The organism is Synechocystis sp. PCC 6714 (assembly GCF_000478825.2).
Taxonomy (GTDB): Bacteria; Cyanobacteriota; Cyanobacteriia; order Cyanobacteriales; family Microcystaceae; genus Synechocystis.
In genome coordinates this window covers 3,316,282-3,335,188 of sequence record NZ_CP007542.1, presented here as the reverse complement: position 1 = coordinate 3,335,188, position 18,907 = coordinate 3,316,282, and the positions used below count along the sequence as shown (strand labels likewise).

General features: G+C 49.8%; 15 protein-coding genes. 12 read left to right on the top strand and 3 right to left on the bottom strand.

What is annotated here, in order from left to right; translation table 11 throughout:
• Positions 1–250: 250 nt before the first annotated feature.
• On the top strand, positions 251–2,131 hold the full coding sequence (gene rpoC1, locus D082_RS15175; RefSeq protein WP_028948278.1) for a DNA-directed RNA polymerase subunit gamma: 1,881 nt from the start codon (positions 251–253) through the stop codon (positions 2,129–2,131).
• A gap of 97 nt (positions 2,132–2,228) precedes the next feature.
• Here the strand turns inward: rpoC1 and D082_RS15170 are convergent, their stop codons facing one another.
• Positions 2,229–4,076 carry a carbamoyltransferase gene (locus tag D082_RS15170; RefSeq protein ID WP_028948279.1) on the bottom strand — a complete coding sequence of 616 codons (1,848 nt, stop codon included), beginning with the start codon at positions 4,074–4,076 and terminating at the stop codon, positions 2,229–2,231.
• 137 nt (positions 4,077–4,213) lie between these two features.
• Between D082_RS15170 and D082_RS15165 the strand changes: the two genes are divergently transcribed.
• The 11 genes from D082_RS15165 to D082_RS15115 all read left to right on the top strand — a co-directional run bounded on the left by D082_RS15165 (position 4,214) and on the right by D082_RS15115 (position 17,283).
• The gene (locus tag D082_RS15165) at positions 4,214–4,771 is read left to right on the top strand and encodes a DUF2808 domain-containing protein (protein ID WP_028948280.1); all 558 of its coding nucleotides are present in this window, start codon (positions 4,214–4,216) and stop codon (positions 4,769–4,771) included.
• A gap of 4 nt (positions 4,772–4,775) precedes the next feature.
• Positions 4,776–5,957: an FtsW/RodA/SpoVE family cell cycle protein gene (locus D082_RS15160; RefSeq protein ID WP_081857677.1), complete on the top strand. Its 1,182-nt coding sequence runs from the start codon at positions 4,776–4,778 to the stop codon at positions 5,955–5,957.
• A 25-nt stretch (positions 5,958–5,982) separates the two neighbouring features.
• Positions 5,983–7,551 carry a gamma-glutamyltransferase gene (gene ggt, locus D082_RS15155; RefSeq protein ID WP_028948282.1) on the top strand — a complete coding sequence of 523 codons (1,569 nt, stop codon included), beginning with the start codon at positions 5,983–5,985 and terminating at the stop codon, positions 7,549–7,551.
• 98 nt (positions 7,552–7,649) lie between these two features.
• The gene (locus tag D082_RS15150) at positions 7,650–9,236 is read left to right on the top strand and encodes a TolC family protein (protein ID WP_028948283.1); all 1,587 of its coding nucleotides are present in this window, start codon (positions 7,650–7,652) and stop codon (positions 9,234–9,236) included.
• A gap of 194 nt (positions 9,237–9,430) precedes the next feature.
• The gene (locus tag D082_RS15145) at positions 9,431–10,171 is read left to right on the top strand and encodes a WecB/TagA/CpsF family glycosyltransferase (protein ID WP_028948284.1); all 741 of its coding nucleotides are present in this window, start codon (positions 9,431–9,433) and stop codon (positions 10,169–10,171) included.
• Between the two features lie 265 nt (positions 10,172–10,436).
• Positions 10,437–11,201, top strand: coding sequence for an iron uptake porin (locus D082_RS15140; protein WP_028948285.1), 765 nt, complete (start codon positions 10,437–10,439; stop codon positions 11,199–11,201).
• A 28-nt stretch (positions 11,202–11,229) separates the two neighbouring features.
• Positions 11,230–11,670 carry a hypothetical protein gene (locus D082_RS15135; protein WP_028948286.1) on the top strand — a complete coding sequence of 147 codons (441 nt, stop codon included), beginning with the start codon at positions 11,230–11,232 and terminating at the stop codon, positions 11,668–11,670.
• A gap of 198 nt (positions 11,671–11,868) precedes the next feature.
• On the top strand, positions 11,869–12,972 hold the full coding sequence (gene pilM / locus D082_RS15130; protein WP_028948287.1) for a type IV pilus biogenesis protein PilM: 1,104 nt from the start codon (positions 11,869–11,871) through the stop codon (positions 12,970–12,972).
• A gap of 114 nt (positions 12,973–13,086) precedes the next feature.
• Positions 13,087–13,935: a PilN domain-containing protein gene (locus tag D082_RS15125; RefSeq protein ID WP_028948288.1), complete on the top strand. Its 849-nt coding sequence runs from the start codon at positions 13,087–13,089 to the stop codon at positions 13,933–13,935.
• A 51-nt stretch (positions 13,936–13,986) separates the two neighbouring features.
• Positions 13,987–14,829: a hypothetical protein gene (locus tag D082_RS15120; RefSeq protein WP_028948289.1), complete on the top strand. Its 843-nt coding sequence runs from the start codon at positions 13,987–13,989 to the stop codon at positions 14,827–14,829.
• Between the two features lie 96 nt (positions 14,830–14,925).
• Entirely contained in the window at positions 14,926–17,283 is a 2,358-nt protein-coding gene (locus D082_RS15115) for a type IV pilus secretin PilQ (protein WP_238546753.1), read from the top strand.
• Between the two features lie 8 nt (positions 17,284–17,291).
• On the opposite strand, the gene D082_RS15110 is transcribed toward D082_RS15115, so the two are convergent.
• Both D082_RS15110 and D082_RS15105 read right to left on the bottom strand, forming a co-directional pair.
• On the bottom strand, positions 17,292–18,116 hold the full coding sequence (locus D082_RS15110; RefSeq protein ID WP_028948291.1) for an FkbM family methyltransferase: 825 nt from the start codon (positions 18,114–18,116) through the stop codon (positions 17,292–17,294).
• 17 nt (positions 18,117–18,133) lie between these two features.
• Positions 18,134–18,886: an FkbM family methyltransferase gene (locus tag D082_RS15105; RefSeq protein ID WP_028948292.1), complete on the bottom strand. Its 753-nt coding sequence runs from the start codon at positions 18,884–18,886 to the stop codon at positions 18,134–18,136.
• Positions 18,887–18,907: the final 21 nt, after the last annotated feature.

The following is an 18,907-nucleotide window of genomic DNA, read 5'->3' as shown; positions in this document are numbered from 1 at the left end:
ACCCTGGGTCTGGGAAGCCAAAAATTCAGCCAGTCTCCACTTCCCCCCAGACATTACAACAGATCGGACTTTTTTCACTAGACCTAGTTCCTGGTGTCGCTCAGAAATTTGCAGCGAAAAATCTCAGAATATCCCCCAAATTCAAAGTCTGGATCTGAAGATTAACAGCGTGGGCGGGCCTGGTTGGCCATCGAGGAGGTAATAAATATCGTACAATGAAGGGTCTGAAATTTTTTGTTCCTTGCCCAGCATGAAAGCCCAATCAGAACCTCGGTTTGATTACGTCAAAATTGCGATCGCCTCCCCCGAAAGAATCCGCCAGTGGGGGGAACGCACCCTGCCGAATGGAACCGTGGTGGGGGAAGTGACCAAACCCGAAACCATTAACTACCGGACGTTAAAACCGGAAATGGACGGTTTGTTCTGCGAAAAAATCTTTGGTCCCTCCAAGGATTGGGAGTGCTGGTGCGGCAAATATAAACGGGTACGGCACCGGGGCATTGTCTGCGAGCGTTGCGGCGTAGAAGTAACGGAATCCCGAGTTCGTCGCCACCGCATGGGCTACATCAAACTTGCGGCCCCGGTCACCCACGTTTGGTATCTCAAAGGCATTCCCAGCTACCTCAGCATTCTTCTGGACATGGCCCTGCGGGATGTGGAGCAAATTGTTTACTTCAACGCCTACGTGGTGCTCAACCCCGGTAACGCCAGCAATCTGCAGTATAAGCAACTGTTGACGGAAGACCAGTGGGTGGAGATCGAAGACCAGATTTATGCCGAAGACTCGGAGCTAGAGGGCATTGAAGTGGGCATTGGAGCCGAAGCAGTGCAGAGGCTTTTGGCAGAATTGCAACTGGAAGAAGTGGCGGAAAAGCTACGGGAAGAAATCCTAGCCAGTAAAGGGCAAAAGCGGGCCAAGCTAATTAAACGCCTGCGGGTTATCGACAACTTCATCGCCACCAAATCCCAAGCGGAATGGATGACATTGGATGTAATTCCTGTCATTCCACCGGATCTACGCCCCATGGTGCAATTAGATGGGGGACGCTTTGCCACCTCTGACCTAAATGATCTGTATCGGCGGGTGATCAACCGCAATAACCGTTTAGCCCGTTTACAGGAAATCCTGGCCCCAGAAATTATTGTCCGTAACGAGAAACGGATGCTCCAGGAAGCAGTGGATGCTCTGATTGACAACGGTCGTCGGGGCCGCACCGTAGTGGGGGCCAATAACCGGGCCCTGAAATCCCTTTCTGACATCATTGAAGGTAAACAGGGTCGTTTCCGTCAAAACCTCTTGGGTAAAAGGGTAGACTACTCCGGTCGTTCCGTTATTGTGGTGGGCCCCAACCTAAAAATTTACCAGTGTGGCCTGCCCCGGGAAATGGCGATCGAGCTCTTCCAGCCTTTTGTCATTCACCGTTTGATCAAACTGGGCATTGTTAACAACATCAAAGCGGCCAAGAAATTAATTCTCAAGGGAGACCCACAAATCTGGGGTGTGCTGGAGGAAGTTATTACCGGCCACCCAGTTATGCTCAACCGGGCTCCTACTCTGCACCGTTTGGGGATTCAAGCCTTTGAACCGATTCTGGTAGAAGGGCGAGCAATCCAACTCCATCCCCTGGTGTGTCCCGCTTTTAACGCTGACTTCGACGGTGACCAGATGGCGGTGCACGTGCCCCTATCTTTGGAAGCCCAGTGTGAAGCCCGGCTGTTAATGCTTGCTTGCCATAACGTTCTTTCCCCGGCCACCGGTAAACCCATTGTGGCTCCCTCCCAGGACATGGTATTGGGCTGTTATTACCTCACAGCGGAAAATCCCAACGCCCAAAAGGGAGCGGGGCGTTACTTTGCCGGTATTGAGGATGCCCTACGGGCCTACGACCATGGCCAGGTGGATCTCCACTCTCAGATTTGGGTTCGCCACCTTGATGATGATGTGGTGACCGAAAAACCGGACACAGAGGTGATTAAAACTGAAGATCTAGGGGATGGCACGGTGATGAAATATTACCGAGAACGGAAAGTTCGGGAAGGAGTCGATGGGGAAATCATTACCCAGTATATTCAAACGACTCCGGGGCGGATTATTTACAACAAAACGATCGCCGAAGCGCTGGTCTTCTAGGTTTTGTCGGTTTACTCAAATAGTCAAATAAATAACCCATTCAGCCGTTCAACTTTTGCTAGTTGCGGCTGTTTTTTTGCCAAGGAAATAGCAATGATCAATCCAACTCAAATTCCTCTTGCCATTGTTGATCCCGGGGTCGTTGGGGTTGGGCCGTTTTGGCTAAAACAAAATTTTCCAATACCAAGTAATCCATTTCCGTCCGCATAAAGCAACGGTAGGCATCTTCTGGGGTACAGACAATGGGTTCTCCCCGCACGTTAAAGGAAGTATTGACCAGTACTCCACAGTCCGTCAGGGCTTCAAATTGACGCAGTAATTCGTAATAGCGGGGATTTGTTTCCGGGTGAACGGTTTGAATACGGGCAGAATTATCCACATGGGTGATGGCGGGCAGTTGGGAACGGGGAATGTTTAATTTTTCAATGCCAAATAATTGTTCTTGTTCAGGGGCTAATGGCAAGCGTAATTCTTCCCGTACATCAGCCACAATGAGCATATATGGGCTGGGTTGGTCTAGCTCAAAATAATCACCTACTTTTTCGGCCAAGACTGAAGGGGCAAAGGGGCGAAAGGATTCCCGGTATTTAATTTTCAAATTCATCACCGACTGCATGGTGGTGTTGCGGGGATCGCCCAAGATAGACCGCCCCCCCAGGGCCCGGGGGCCAAATTCCATTCGGCCTTGGAACCAGCCAACTACGTTCCCTCCGGCAAGAATATTGGCTACTTTGCCAAATAAATCCTCGTCGGAGTAATGGTCGTAAACCGCTTGTACAGCAGGATCTTTGAGATAAACTTCAATTTCTTCATTGGTGAAGCTAGGGCCTAGGTAAGAACCGGCCATGGCATCGGGTTTTTGCTCCGTTCTTTCATTCTGTAAATACTGGTGCCACACCGATAGGGCCGCCCCGATCGCCCCCCCTGCATCTCCGGCGGCGGGTTGAATCCAAATATTTTTAAACTTGCCTTCCCGTAGTAGACGACCATTGGCCACGCAATTTAGGGCTACTCCCCCGGCCAAACAAAGATTTTCCAGCCCCAATTCTTCGTACACCGTATTGCCTAACCGAAGCACTACTTCCTCCGTCACCACTTGGATAGAGGCGGCAATGTCCATTTCCCTTTGGGTCAACGGACTTTCCGGCGATCGCCGGGGCGCACCAAAGAGGTCGGCAAACTTTTTATTGGTCATGGTGAGACCAGTGGCGTAGTTGAAATAGGCCATGTTGAGACGAAAGGTTCCGTCTGTCTTGAGGTCTAACAAATTGTCTAAAATTAAATCCACATATTTGGGTTCACCGTAGGGAGCCAAACCCATCAGTTTATACTCGCCGGAATTAACCTTAAAGCCGGTGTAGTAGGTGAAAGCAGAGTAGAGCAGACCCAAGGAATGGGGAAAATGGATTTCCCAATGGGGCGTTAACTGATTACCGTGGCCAGACCAAAGAGAAGTGGTGGCCCATTCCCCCACCCCGTCCATACAAAGCACCGCCGCATCGGCGAAAGGACTGGGAAAAAAGGCAGAGGCAGCATGGGATTGGTGATGTTCATTAAATAGCAGGGGAGGCAAATCTCCAGTCCTACAGTCGCCCAATTCTGCTAGGGCTTTTTTTAAGACAGTTTTGAGATAAAGTTTTTCCTGCAACCAAGCGGACATGGCGGCAATGAAAGACCGTAATCCCCTGGGGGCAAAGGCGAGATAGGTTTCCAATAATCGTTCAAAGGTCACCAGCGGCTTTTCGTAAAAGACAATGTAATCCACTTCCTTTAAACCAATGCCCGCTTCCCCTAGGCAATAATTAATGCCCTGCCGAGGAAAAGAAGCGTCATGTTTTTTGCGGGTAAATCTTTCTTCCTGCACTGCCGCAACAATAACCCCATCTTTTACCAGGGCCGCCGCACTATCATGGTAGTAAGCAGAAATACCGAGAATGTAAGTCACGTCAAATTATCCTGACCAAGGGGAACACTAATGTCCCGTCACTGTCGCTTCGTATAATAACTTGGGTTGGGAGCCAGACCGAGCGCCAATCCGTTGATCTTTCATAAGGAGCCGGTATTTATTAGGTTTTGTAAACTATGCTGAAAAATTTTAACTCTCTATTGGGCACCCTCGTGGGGTTTGGTTTAGTTTTTAGCTCGGCGATCGCCGTCCAGGGACAGAGTGATCCATTCCCCGCCAATGCCACTTTTTTCACCGGCACTCCCCCCAGTTTGGCGGATGTGGATGCTAGCTTCAACGGCGTTAACATGCCCGACAGTAGATACTTCTTCAGCGTCAGTTTGCCCTCCGGAGAAGTTGAACCCCTAGGCAGAGTGGTTCTACACCAACAGCCCAGTCCTTCCCCCATTAGCTTGGACCTAAGCCAAACAGAAGTGTTTTTGGGCTTGCCATCCCAGCGGGGCAACGACCTGCCCAGTTCTAGCGTTTCCATCAGTGGCGACTCCCAAACCATTGTGGTGCAGTTCAATCCCCCCATTGCCCCCGGCAATACCGTCACCATTGCCCTGCTAGCGGAGCAAAACCCAGAAGTGGAAGGAGTGTATCAGTTTAGGGTACAAGCCTTTCCCTCCGGGCCGGCCCCTGTCGGTTTAGATTTGGGCGTGGGACGGTTACAATTTTACGAAAATCGTTAGCCTGATGGTCACCTCCGCCAACCTGATCCGACTCATCTTTCCCTTCTATGACCCTGAAGTGTTGCAGTGGTCTGGGGAAGCCCGTTTGATGCGGACTTTATTTTTTGCCTGGATGGCGATGGGGGTAGTGGTGTTATTTTCCGCTTCCTATGCGGAAAGTCTTGATACGAGCGGCATGGGGCTGAGCATTATCCTTAAACAGATTGCCTATCTTTGGGTGGGGCTCAATATTTTTAATTTCCTGGTGCGTTTGCCCCTCCAGGTCTGCCTCAAGTTAGTACCCTGGTTTCTCATTGTCGTTCTATTGCTGATTTTCTTGACCAAAAGTGGTTTAGGGGTAGAAGTTAATGGGGCTCGCCGCTGGATTAGTTTGGGGCCAGTTTTGATCCAGCCTTCGGAGTTTATGAAGCCCTGTTTGGTGCTCCAGTCCGCTAACTTGTTCGGCAATTGGCACCGTTTTCCCTGGCGGTCGCGCCTTCTCTGGTTGGGGATTTTTGTGGTTACCCTGGGGGGGATTCTCATCCAACCTAATTTGAGCACCACCGCCCTTTGTGGCATGGGTTTATGGCTCATCGCTCTGGCGTCGGGGCTGCCCTGGGGCTATCTTGTTTCCACTGCTCTGTTGGGTATAACTACCGCTGTGACTAGCATTTCGATTCGGGATTATCAACGGGCTAGGGTGACATCCTTTCTTAATCCCTTTGCCGATCCCCGGGGGGATGGTTACCAATTGGTGCAAAGTCTATACGCGATCGCCTCTGGGGGAGTTTTGGGTCGAGGCTTCGGCATGTCCCAACAGAAACTTTTTTATTTACCCATCCAAACGACGGACTTTATCTTTGCCGTGTTTGCAGAGGAATTTGGGCTGATAGGCTGTATTGTCTTTCTGCTTTTTCTAGGTCTGTTCACCACCATGGGGTTGCGGGTGGCCATGCGCTGTCGCCATCGGGTCAAACGGTTAATTGGTTTGGGAGTGGTGATATTTTTGGTTGGTCAATCTCTGCTCAACATTGGCGTGGCCAGTGGCGCTCTGCCCACCACTGGTTTACCTTTGCCCTTTTTCAGCTATGGTGGTAGCTCCTGTTTATCAAGTCTAGTGTTAGCAGGACTCTTGGTCCGGGTGGCCAGGGAAAGCAATGAAGCGGAAGTGATTCCCCTAGGAACAAAAACTGCTCCAGCGGTTTGATTTTCAATTTTTATCGAAACTTTGTATGGCGGGTAAAACCACTGGGGTTGTGGCGGCGGGCCATGCCCAAACGGCGGAAGCGGGCAAACGCATGTTGGAAGAGGGGGGCAATGCCTTTGATGCGGCGATCGCCTCGGTGTTGGCGGCCTGTGTGGTGGAGTCCAGTTTAACTTCCCTGGGGGGAGGCGGTTTTTTGCTGGCCCAAACGGCGGAGAAAAAGAGTTACCTGTTCGACTTTTTTTGTCAAACGCCCCAAGTTAACCCAGGGGAAAAAGCGGTGGACTTTTACCCCGTGGCCCTCAACTTTGGTGGAGCTTGGCAAACTTTTCACATTGGCAAAGGGGCGATCGCCGTGCCAGGGATGGTGGCGGGGTTATTTGCAGTGCAGAGAAAACTGGGGCGGTTACCGTTCAAAGTGCTAATTGAACCAGCGGTGGAATATGCTCGCCGGGGATTTACCCTCAACCGTTTCAATGATTTTACCTACCGTCTTTTGGAACCTATTCTCAATCAAGAGCAAGAAGGAAGACAGTTCTATGCCCCCGAGGGGAAGATTCTCCGCCAAGGGGAAAAGGCCTATCTGCCCCAATTTGCCGAGGTATTGGAACAACTGGCTTGCCATGGCTCGGAATGGTTTTATCGGGGGGAATTAGCCCAATTGGCATTGGGGTGCTTGGGAGAAGAAAGTGCCTTGACTGCTGAAGACTGGGCTGATTATCAAGTGCAAATTTGTCCGCCCCTACGGGCCCAGTATCGCCAATGGCAACTGTTGACTAATCCTCCCCCTAGTGCCGGTGGTATTTTAATTGCTTTTGCCCTAAAGTTGCTAGAAAAATACGATCTACGGCAATATCCTTTGGGTAGTGCAGAGCAAATCCAGCTTTTGAGCCGAGTTATGGCCCTGAGCAACCAGGCTCGTCAGAAATATTTAGACGGTAATCTTCATCTCCAGGACATTGAAGCCGAATTTCTCAGGGGCGATCGCCTGGGTTTTTACCAAAATCGATTAAATTCCCAGTTCAACCATTCGAATAAATTGGGCAGTACTACCCACATCAGCATTTTGGACGGGGAAGGTAACGCCGCTAGTCTCACCAGTTCTAATGGGGAAGGGTCGGGACATTTTATTCCCGGCACGGGCATTATGCTCAACAATATGTTGGGAGAAGCGGATCTCAATCCCCAGGGCTTTTACCAATGGGAGACGGGACACCGATTATCTTCCATGATGGCCCCCAGCATCCTTTTAAACCAGGAACAACCCCGGTTGGTTTTGGGGTCAGGGGGATCAAACCGGATTCGCAGTGCCATTCTGCAGGTAATCTGCCATCACTTGGATTATCAATTGCCTTTATCGGAAGCTGTGGCCCAAGGGCGCATCCATTGGGAATGTCAACAGTTAGACCTGGAACCAAGCCCGATGATGGACGTCCTGTCCCAGCTCCAATTTGACGATGGCACCCAAACTACCCTCTGGACTGAACAAAATATGTTTTTTGGGGGAGTCCACGGGGTTGCCACCAATGCCGCTGGACACCTGGAAGGGGTTGGAGACCCCCGGCGATCGGGGGCCGTGGCCTACAGTCTGGATTAACATTGGTTACAATTTTTAGGGCAATGCGGTAAGTTATTTAGCGAACAGCGTTTCCCCTTTTTTTGCGATTACGGCTGAGTTGTCTGGTCACATTCCCAATGAAATCAATCCATCCGCTCAAATTTTGGTCTTCTTCCACTCTGTTGTTGCTACTCAGCACCAGTGTCGGTGTATTTTTGCCCGGCTTCAGTGGCGGCCAGGGGGCGATCGCCGTGGCCCAAAGTGTTTCTCCTCCGGAAAATGTACCATCGACGGAGACAAAACCAGAGAATAACGCCGATGCCAGCGGATTTCCCCTACCCCAACTACCGGATACAGTGCCCGACGAACGCTTGAATCCTTCCGGTAATCCCCTCATGTTTCCCACCAAACCGGAAGAGGTGGATACAACAGTAAGACAGGCCATTACCTTGGACGAGGCCATTGCCCTGGCCCTCAAGAATAATGAGCAATTGCAACAGGCTAAGCTTTCCCTGGAGCAACAAGAAGCTGGTTTGATGGCGGCTAGGGCGGCCCTTTTCCCCAGCTTGGACACGGATTTCACCCTCAGTCGGGACAGTAGTGCGGCGGCCGAGGCTACCAATGCCCTAATCGCCAACCAGGGTCAGACCACCACCGTTGCTCCCGAGTTACGTTCAGAAACTAGTACCAATGCGGTGGGCAACATTAATCTGAGCTACAGCATTTACGCCGGTGGGGAGAGGAGTGCCCAAATTGCCAAGGCAGAACAACTGGTGCAAAACAGTCGGCTCCAGGTGGAAGTAGTGGCGGAACAAACCCGCTTTGAAGCCACCGATCGCTACTATGCACTCCAGGGGGCCGATGCCCAGGTGGCGATCGCCCAGGCTTCCGTGGAAGATGCGTCCCAGAGTTTACGGGATGCCCGCTTGTTAGAACAGGCCGGGTTAGGAACTCGGTTTGACGTGCTAAGGGCGGAAGGGGATTTGGCCACCGCCAACGAAGCTCTAACCAGGGCGATCGCCGATCAACGGAATGCCCGCCGCCGTCTAGCCCAATTACTAAGTGTGGGGCAACGGGTGGAATTAACCGCCGCTGACGAAATTGTCGAAGCCGGGAATTGGGACATCCCCCTAGATGAAAGCATTGTCCAGGCCTACAAGAACCGGGCTGAGCTGGAACAACAGTTGGTCCAGATTGAAGTCAGTGAACAGGATCGTTACATTGCCCTAGCGGCCATCAAGCCCCGGGTGGATTTCCTGGCCAATTACACTTACCAGAACAACTTCGACAGCAGTGCTGGGTTAGTGGATGGTTACTCCTTTGCCGCCAGGGTGCGGTGGAACTTCTTTGATGGAGGCCGAGCCTTTGCCGAAGCTCGCCGGGCCGATCGCCAAATGGACATTGCCAAAACTGCTTTTTCCGAGCAAAGAAACCAAATTCGCTTGGAAGTGGAAGAATCCTACTACACCCTTATTTCCAATAAAGAAAATATTGGCAGTACCCGTACCAACGTAATCCGCTTTGAAGAAGCTCTCCGTTTAGCTCGACTACGGTTTCAGGCTGGGGTGGGCACCCAAACCGATGTTATTAACGCCCAACGGGATTTGGCTAATGCCCGGGGTCGTTTCCTCCAGGCGATCATTGGCTATAACCAGTCCTTGAACCAACTACAACGCTCCATCAGTAATTTGCCCAACAATCATCTATTCGATATTCAGCCCTAACACTGGCTTAGATTTAGATGATGGGAGACCAAAGGGACTTATTGGACTTCCTCTGGGAAACAGGGGATTGCTGCCCTGTTTCTTTCCACTCAAACTCCGGAAATTCTGGGAGAATACTAGACTAAGTTCCCTGCCTCTGCACAATTCCGGGGGAACTGGTCATCGCCCTTCCTTCACTTCGATTTATTTTCCCTATGGTCACCAACTTTGCTGAGCCAAGCTTGCCAACAGCCTCGGTTTTTGGAGTGAAGGTACACCTTTGTGATGACTATGGCCATTGGCTAGAAAATTGTTTGAAAAGGGGTCAGGGAGTCCACGTGGTCACCCTCAACTCGGAAATGGTCATGCTGGCCGAGAAGGAACCACCAGTACAGCAGGTGATCCAAGGGGCAGAATTGGTCATTCCCGATGGAGCAGGGGTAACCATTTATTTGAAATTGGACGGCATTGAACAAAGCCGTTGCCCCGGCATTGAACTGGCGGAAGCTATGGTGCGACACATTGGCAAAAGTGCTAATAACCAACAGATCGCCTTTTACGGAGGGGCACCGGGCATTACTGATTTAGCCGCCCAGCGTTGGCAAAGGGAATATCCTGGCTTAAAAATTCTCACCAACCATGGTTTTCTAAGCGCTGCAGAGCAGGACGCTTGGCAAAATAAGTTGGCCCAAGAGCAGCCGGCATTAATTTTGGTGGGTTTGGGGGTACCCCGCCAGGAGTATTGGATTCGGGATCATCGCCATCTCTGTCCCCAGTCCATTTGGATCGGCGTGGGGGGAAGTTTTGATGTCTGGTCGGGCACAAAAGAAAGAGCACCGGAATTTTTCTGTCGTTATAATCTGGAGTGGTTTTACCGGCTCTACCAGGAACCCTGGCGCTGGCGACGGATGTTGGCCCTGCCGAAATTTTTCTTGCGTACCCTCATCAGCCGTTAATGGTTTTTTGGGGAAATTATTGTTTTTTGTTGGTAAATGTTGCCGATAAGTTGGTAATCGGGAGAAATTGTAGATAAAGGTTACGGCTGGGGGAAATTGGGTTACATTTAGTAGATGTCGCCGTCTAGATTGGTGTTGACTGGTAGGCGATCGCCCACACCTTAAAAATCGCGTTTAGATACGTTTAAACGAAGTATTAAATTTCATTAACTTTTGCGGCTTATTTGCCAATCCGTTGGTCATTTTGGTTGAGGAGTGTTCTGTGATGGTTAACCGATCAATGAAATCTTATTTGTTAGCGACCCTGGGGGGATTGTTGGTGGGGGGAATTACTGCCCCGGCGATCGCCAACCCCGTTAGTCTGATTCCCGGTCTGCCCGCCCCGGCACCGGATAAGGAAACGGCCCAGGCTAATTATGACCAAAACTACCAAGCCTATACGGAATTGTTGGGCCAGGTCACCAGCATTAATCAATTCCGCGATGTTTCCCCCAATAACTGGGCCTACGAAGCACTGCGGAACTTAGTTGATAACTATGGCTGTATTGTTGGTTATCCCGATAGAACTTTCCGGGGCGATCGAGCTTTGACCCGCAATGAATTTGCCGCCGGGCTCAGTGCTTGTCTGACCCAATTGGAAGCCCGTATGTTAACTTCCCGGCAACAGTTAGGGCAGTTCATGGAAGAAAAGGAAACTTCCCTCGCCGCTGGGGACACGTTAGAAAACGTCTTTACCAGAGCTTCCTACAATTCCACAGGGCGCTTTTACGACCTGACCAGCATTTCTGGCCAAGCTAACAAGATTTTTGGTTGGCGCAGTTGGCCCGGCTCCTACTTCGATAACATGATCGCCGAAGATGCCGCCGTGGTGGAAGCCGTTTATCACGACGCCTTAGAACAGCAGACCCGGGGCACCGTAATCCACACTCGCGATCTGCCGGAGCCTTTTAACCAATCCCTACTGGAAGATTGGTCCCAATATACCCGGTTTGGCAATCCTACCTTGCCTCCCACCGTTCCTAGTTTTTAGGGCTTTATGCCTGGCTTTTCCTGAATCTATGTTTCTAACTGCTCTGCGGTCTTTAATTACTATCCTCGTAACAACCTGTTTCTTCCTGGCGATCGCCCTACCGGCCTGGGCATTGACGGAGGTACCTCTAACGGATATTGACTACAAACCCTGTCCAGCCGACCTAGCGGAAGGGAACGTCGGCAGTGGTTCCAGTAATCCAGCTAATTGCTTTCTAGTAACGGGAACCGCCAATAATCGGACGGGGAAAACGGTATACGATGCCGATGTTTTTGGGCGCATTTACGATGCTAACCACGAACCAGCCATGCAAAACCGTACCCGCCTGGGCAATATTGCGGAAATTCCCCCGGGGAAAAGCGATTTTGAGGTTCGCATTAGCGTCCCAGCGGAGCAGCCCTTGCCATTGCAGTTAGAACAATTTAAGGCTTCTGGATTCTCTGCCAAAATCCGTGGTCAGGCCCTCTAGGTTAAATACGATTTAACCATAGTTAAAGTTAGAAAAAGTTAAGATCTGGCCGTGGGCAGGATATGGTTAATTGTGTTCGATTATTTATTGACAGGGCCAGCCAGCACAGTACCATGGACTAACTGATTTTTTTCCCACCTTCCACCCTCACTCCCTAATAATTTTGTCTTATCATCGCCAGCGGTTACCGCAATCCCCATGTTTAGCCGTCTCACTAGCTTATTTGGTCGTAAATCCTCCGGGGTGGGGCTAGAAATCACCCCCGAAAGGGTCAATGTGGCCCAGCTTTCGGCCCAGGGTCAGAGTTATAAACTGAGAAAATTTGGCCATGCTTCCATTCCAGAGGGTATTTTTGAGGAAGGAAAGATCGTCGATTCCCCTGCCCTGGCGGAAATTATTCAGGAACTGTTGAGCGAACAAAAAATTAACAGTAAGCAAGTGGCCACGGCGGTGCCCATGCGGGAAGCCATAATTCGTATGCTACCAGTGCCGGCGGAGTTGGACGAAAACGAGTTGCGGGATATGGTGCTAAACCATGAGGCGGCCCTCTATTTGCCCTATCCCAGGGAAGAGGTGGATTTGGATTATCAAAAACTGGGTTTATTTGAAGATGAAGACGGCATTGAAAAGGTACAGGTGTTGTTAGTGGCCACCCGTCGGGAGGTGACCGATTCCTACCTAGACACCTTTCAGCAGGCGGGGCTCCAGGTCGATGTACTAGAAATTAATAGTTTTGCCCTGATTAGGACTATTCGGGAACAACTCCGGCAATTTGGCTCCCGGGAAGCGGCGGTGCTGGTGGATATTGAGTTTGACAGCACGGAAATTGCCATTATCGTCGATGGGGTGCCCCAGTTTTCCCGCACAGTGCCCATTGGCACTTATCAAATGCAGAATGCCCTTTCCCGGGCCATGAATTTACCCCCATCCCGGAATCCGGAAATTTTGCAGGGTATGACCATTCCTGTCACCCAGTTCGACACCATGAGCACCCAGGGCACTGCAGTTAACCCCGGCATGAACGCCCTAATGCGGGTGATGGGGGAATTGACCGATGAGCTACGGCGATCGATTAACTTTTACCTTAACCAGAGTGAGGAGTTGGAACTGGTGCAATTACTCCTGGCCGGTCCCGGTGGTGGCCTGATCCAATTGGATGAATATTTCACCCAACGCCTAAGCATTCCCACCGTTAAAGTTGATCCCTTTGAAGCCTTGGCGATCGATACGGACCAGAACTTTTCCGACATAGAGCGCCCTAGCCTAGCAACGGTTCTAGGTTTGGGCATACGGGAAGCCTAACGCCCCAGACATTTTCCCCAAATTTCCTGTTTTTCCACCTCGAAAACGTTTCAAACCCTTCTTACTCCCCCTCCCTATGTACGATGCCATAGTCAAATCCATTGAATTCTTCCCATGTATAGCCTAGACGTCAACTTTCTCAAGGACCGAAACTCTGATGTTGTACGGTCCACCCAAACCACCACCATTACCCTGACGGGAGACGATCTACAAAAGCAAATGCCCCTTTACATTGGGGCGGGGGTGATGGTCCTGTTGCCAGCCCTGGCCGGATTGGGGATTTTGCTGGTTAATTGGCAAAAAAATGTTGCCCAAACGAATATCCAGCAATTGGAAGCAGAGTTGACCCAGTTGCAAGGGGAACAGCAAAAAATTCAGGAAGTGGAGGCGAAAACGGCAGCCGCTCACCAGGAAGCAGATGGACTGATTAGTGTTTTTAGTCAAATCAAGCCTTGGTCAGCTTTGTTTCAGGAAATCACTAACCAATTACCCCAGGAAGTTCAACTACAGAGTATCCAACAGGAAGGCAATGTGGTTACCCTTTCCGGTTTTGCTGGAAATTACGGCTCCCTCAATGACTTTCTGCTCACCTTGCAGAGCTCCAAGTTTTTGCAGGCTAGCAAAACGCAATTGATGACCGCCAATGCGTCGGCTTTACCCATCACGGGGGAGGGGACCACGGTGCAGACCGGTGGCACAGAAGAACCGGAGACAGAGCAGGGCACTTCCACCGTTCTAATTCCAGCGGGGGTGAGCTACACCATCCAGACGGAAATTACCAATACCCCAGATAAGGATTTGATTACAGCCCTGATCAAAAATGGGGCGGCGGGGCTAGTGGCTCGGTTCAAGTTTTTGGAGCTTAAGGGGGTTTTGGATCGGCCGGCGGATGTGCCCGATGTTCCCCCTCCTCCAATTGTGGAACCCCCAGGGGAAGGAACACCAACGGAGCAATCCAACTAGGATAACCATTAATTGATCGATCGCCAGTGACTTTGTTTTTAGAGGGGTGCCATGACTAGCTACAGCGAAGAGTATTCGTCAACCACAACGATTATTGATGAGGAATTTGATGCGGGGGGCAATTATCCAACGGCATTTGGTATCACATTCACTCCCCAGGTGAGCGGCATCAGCCTAGGAATTCTTGGTTTATTGGCCATGGTCTATGTTGTGCTCAATTTTTTGCTTCCGGCTTTAGGGGAGTATCAGCAACTCAAACAGGACGAACAGGGTAAGCAGGCCCAGGTAGACCAACAATCCCCAGAAATCCTGATGCGCCGGTTGGCCAATGCAGAGGTCCAGTTGCAGGAAGCACAGCAAAGGAAGGCAACGGTGCTAGAACTCTATGCCAATAGTGAGGATTTGAATACAATCCTATATAACTTCAATACTTTGTTTGTTAACAGAAACATGAAGTTATTAAGTTTTTTGCCCCAGGGGGAACCAGCGGTGATCTCCGATGATAGTTTGGGAGCCAATGTCAATAACCAGCTTAAACGCCAAACCTACACCATTTCTATGGCCGGTAGCTTTAGGGATACTTTGGGGGTAATTCGGGACATTGAAAGGCTACAACCATTGATTTTGATGAAAAATTTACGAACTAGCCTGGTCAATGCGGAGTTTCCCGTCAATGTGGTGAGGGATGGAAACACGGTGCAGGTACGAACTGATGCTCCGGATACTCTGACCACAGACCTGACGTTGGAGGTCCTTATGCCCTTGACTCCCGAGGAAATCGCGGCCTTGACTCCCCCGCCCCCGCCCCCTGGTCAGGAGGGACAACCGGCGGAAGGACAGCCTCCCGCAGAAGGACAGCCCCCTGCGGAAGGGGAAGCGCCTCCGGCCCCTTAATGGGCGGTTTTGCTGATAAATTATCGCTAACGGTCTTACGATTTTTGAATAATTATTCAATAATTGATTTTAATTTGGTGTGTGAGGAGCAATTCTGTGAAAAATTTTCGGTTTTGGTTAACGACGGAGATAGTTGCCTGTTGTTTGGTGGCCCTAGCACCGGCTCAAGCGGAAAACCTCCCCCAGTCGGACACATTTGGCCACGGTTCAGAAACGGCGATCGCCAAAGATATTGCCGCGAACTCCGCTCAAGATTGGGAGAGCTGGGAGAAAAGTTTAGAAAAATCCCTTAAGGAACCAAGCAAAATTGATTCCTGGTCGCCACCACTGGAGTTGACCCGGGCAAAATCCCTCGCTAAGCCGGAGAAAAGGTTAACTGAGCTTGGGTTGCTAGTGCAGGAGTTGGAAGCCCTATCCGAGCCTTTAACATTAAACTTTCCAGAACCAGACCAGACCAGTGTTGCTCAGATGGCTCCCCCTAGTCGTCCCATGCCTCCCCCCCCAGCGGGCAGTGGGCAAGTAATGTTTCCCAATCCGGAAATCATTATTCAGCAACAGGGTGGTGCTCCCCAAGCTGGCCCTAGAGTCGGTAATCCCAGCATTCTGTCCCCCGCTGTGCCTGTGGCTCCAGTACGTTCCCGCGCAGTGCCTCCACCGGTGGGGGATTTGGCTATTTCCAATATTAATGCGTCCTTCGACATGATTGATCTTGGGCAAAGAGGTCAAGTTAACGTACCGAGTTTAGTGTTGCGGGAGGCCCCTGCCAGGGAGGTGCTAGCCGTCTTGACCCGCTATGCTGGCATGAATCTAATTTTCACGGATAATCAGAATTCTGAGGGCACAGCCACTCCAGGTACACCTCCCGGTGGTCAAGTGGCGGCTCCCCAAGCTCAGTCGACGATTACGTTGGATATTCAAAATGAAAGTGTTCAGGACGTCTTTAACTACGTTCTAATGGCATCAGGTTTAAAGGCCAGTCGTCGGGGCAATACCATCTTTGCCGGAGCCAGTTTGTTGCCTTCCGCCAGGAACATCATCACCCGCACCATTAGACTGAACCAGGCCAGTGCTGAGTCCGTAGCGAGTACTTTGGCTTCCCAGGGTGCAGAAGTTAACATTTTGTTTGAAGGACAGGAGGATGTCCAACTCGCAGAAAATGCTCCCCCAAGGGTAATTAAACAACCGCCCACATTGGTACCACTGACAGTGCAAAAACCCGCCAACGATTCTTCAGTGTTAATTCTGGAAGGATTAGTTGTTAGTACTGACCCTCGTCTAAACACTGTGACTTTGGTGGGGGAACCCCGCAATGTGGAGTTAGCTAGCTCCATGATCACGCAAATGGATGCCCGCCGTCGTCAAGTGGCAGTTAACGTCAAAATTATTGATATAAATCTGAATAACATCCAGGATTATGACAGCAGTTTTTCCTTTGGCATAGGAGATAGTTTCTTTGTCCAAGACAGTGGCAGGGGAATAATGCGTTTTGGTGACACGGCTCCAGTTCAGGAAATTGACATTAACAATAGTTTAGGGCGAGTTACTAACCCCCCTGCCATCGTCAATCCATTTTTTAATGCTCCCGGTGAAGATGTTTTCTTTGACCTTAGTAGACTAACCAATATTGAGACTCCCCTTGGTACAGGAACAATTCCTCTTAATTTCTTTACATCAGGATCGGGAGCTATTTCCAATAATCCACTATTCACTGGGGTTACCGAATTTCCAATTGCAGAAGTTGATGAAGAGGGAGTTTTAACAGTCACTTATCCCGAGTTTGGCTTGCCATCTTTTTATCAATATCCTAAAAAATTTCAGGCACAAATTGACGCTCAGATACGTAGTGGCAATGCTAAAATTCTCACCGATCCAACTTTAATTGTTCAGGAGGGTGAGGCCGCTCAAGTTAAGTTAACAGAATCTGTTATTGCCAGTGTTGACACGCAAGTTGATACCCAGGGAGATACAGCAGTCAGGACTATCACACCAGTTCTCGAAGATGTTGGGCTGACACTAAATGTCATAGTTGATCGAATTGATGACAATGGCTTTATTACTTTGCGGGTTAACCCCATCGTTGCATCTCCTGCTGGCACAGAACGATTTGACAGCGGTGCCGGTGCCGTCAACGAAATAACACTGATAAACAAAAGAGAACTTACTTCCGGTGTAGTTCGGCTGAGGGATGATCAGACGTTTATCCTGTCCGGCATTATTTCGGAACTTCAACGTTCTACCACAAGTAAAGTTCCAATTCTGGGGGATTTACCAGTGATTGGGGCATTGTTTAGGCAGTCCACAGACACTACAGACCGTTCGGAAGTTATTATTCTCATGACTCCCAAAATTATTCCTGATGGTACGGAGGCTCAATTCGGCTTCCGCTATAATCCCGATGCGGCGACGGCGGAATTCCTGCGGCAAAAAGGATTCCCAGTTCAGGCTCAGCCATAATTGAATTGCTAACGTGAGACTAGGGTGTTGACCAGCCGTTCCAGCAAGTTAACTCGATAATAGGGTTTACAAAGCTGGGATAGCTGGCTTGCACTCGGTTGATAGTCTCTAAACAAGATAATGTTGCCGTAAACACTTTCAGGGGGAAAAAGTTTATCCAACTTGGATATTTCCAGTTGATGTAAATCAAAGGTTATTTCTTGGCAATCCGGGGCAAAATCCAATAAAACTCCGGAGCCGTAACCAAGAGTTTTTAATAATTTAAGAATATTTAATGTATTTTCAAAAAATTCTGGGGCCCAACCCTTTTGATTTTTTCCTCGGTTGACTCCCCCCCCGTATTCAAACATTACCACCGCAGGAAGTAAATGGGATTCTATATTTTCTAGCTGTTTAATTACAGCCCATTCCCAACCTTCAATATCTAGTTTTAGACAGGTGATTTGCTCAATTTGCTGTTGGTATATTAATGTTTGCAAGGTGACGGTTTTGGCCTGCCGAGCGTGGCCAGAGGCGCCAAACCATTGGGGGGAAAGGGAACTAAAATTACTATTAAAAATGCCGGCGAATTTGCCCACATATAGGGTTTGCTCCCCATCTTGATCGGATAAACAAACTGGTAAGAGAGTTAACGTGGGATGTTCCGCCAACTTTTTTAACGCCTTGACTGGTAAAGGCTCGATCGCCAAACTCTTAAAATTCAATTCAGCAAAAATTTGGCAATAAAAGGCAAAAGTACCCACCCCCACATCAATGCAAACTCCCTGGCGCTGGGGATCAACTTCCGGTAAAAGCTGGGCTAAGAGAGCTTGGCAACAGGGTTCAACACGCATAGAAAGGTAAAAAAATGTTAATCGGGACGTAAGAAAAGAGCATTGAGATAACGCACATGGCCATCGGCGGCGACCACTTGATCCAGATTGCCAGCATAGCGCAGTCCGAGATTGTCCAATAGGGGAAAAATATCCCGGAATTGACATTGCCCCTCATAGAGTCCATCGAGGGAAATTTCCAAAATACAAGCCTTGGCTTGTCCTAGTACTTTTTCCCCACCCCGAATTACTCGGTCTTCGTAACCCTGTACGTCGATTTTGACTAATAATTCCAGCAATAATTTTCCTTCGAATCGTTCCATTTCCCCATCAAGGGTTGATTGGCGGACGACAACTTTTTCCTGTTCCCGCACCATGGGATACAAATTTTCGCAAAGCTCCGTTGTTGGCAAAAGGGATGAAGAAGCGGTAAAGAGCACATGGCTGTTAATTTCTAGCTGATCCATCCGATCGCCGAGGGCCAAATTAAAAGTGTGGACAGAATTTTTCTGGCGATCGCCCCATTGTTGGAGTTGTTGATAGGGCAGAGGCAATGGTTCAAAGGCAAAAATTTGGGCTTGGGGGAAGTAACGGCGCATTTTTCGGGCAAATTGCCCCTTGTTGGCCCCAATGTCAATAATCGTTCGGATGTCCAACTGTCTGATCCCCAACAGTCGACTGTCCCAACTTGGGGTGAGTAAATTGCCAACAAAGTTAAAAAAACCATCACTACAACGACGAATAAAGGGACTACTCAGTAACGTATTAGCTCTGGGGTTATTATTTGGCATTACCCTGGGAAAGTTGAAGTA

Bases quoted from the DNA above. Each gene is read 5' to 3' on its own strand.
- rpoC1 (WP_028948278.1), top strand. From the start codon at position 251: ATGAAAGCCCAATCAGAACCTCGGTTTGATTACGTCAAAATTGCGATC.
- D082_RS15165 (WP_028948280.1), top strand. From the start codon at position 4,214: ATGCTGAAAAATTTTAACTCTCTATTGGGCACCCTCGTGGGGTTTGGT.
- D082_RS15160 (WP_081857677.1), top strand. From the start codon at position 4,776: ATGGTCACCTCCGCCAACCTGATCCGACTCATCTTTCCCTTCTATGAC.
- ggt (WP_028948282.1), top strand. From the start codon at position 5,983: ATGGCGGGTAAAACCACTGGGGTTGTGGCGGCGGGCCATGCCCAAACG.
- D082_RS15150 (WP_028948283.1), top strand. From the start codon at position 7,650: ATGAAATCAATCCATCCGCTCAAATTTTGGTCTTCTTCCACTCTGTTG.
- D082_RS15145 (WP_028948284.1), top strand. From the start codon at position 9,431: ATGGTCACCAACTTTGCTGAGCCAAGCTTGCCAACAGCCTCGGTTTTT.
- D082_RS15140 (WP_028948285.1), top strand. From the start codon at position 10,437: ATGGTTAACCGATCAATGAAATCTTATTTGTTAGCGACCCTGGGGGGA.
- D082_RS15135 (WP_028948286.1), top strand. From the start codon at position 11,230: ATGTTTCTAACTGCTCTGCGGTCTTTAATTACTATCCTCGTAACAACC.
- pilM (WP_028948287.1), top strand. From the start codon at position 11,869: ATGTTTAGCCGTCTCACTAGCTTATTTGGTCGTAAATCCTCCGGGGTG.
- D082_RS15125 (WP_028948288.1), top strand. From the start codon at position 13,087: ATGTATAGCCTAGACGTCAACTTTCTCAAGGACCGAAACTCTGATGTT.
- D082_RS15120 (WP_028948289.1), top strand. From the start codon at position 13,987: ATGACTAGCTACAGCGAAGAGTATTCGTCAACCACAACGATTATTGAT.
- D082_RS15110 (WP_028948291.1), bottom strand. From the start codon at position 18,116: ATGCGTGTTGAACCCTGTTGCCAAGCTCTCTTAGCCCAGCTTTTACCG.
- D082_RS15105 (WP_028948292.1), bottom strand. From the start codon at position 18,886: ATGCCAAATAATAACCCCAGAGCTAATACGTTACTGAGTAGTCCCTTT.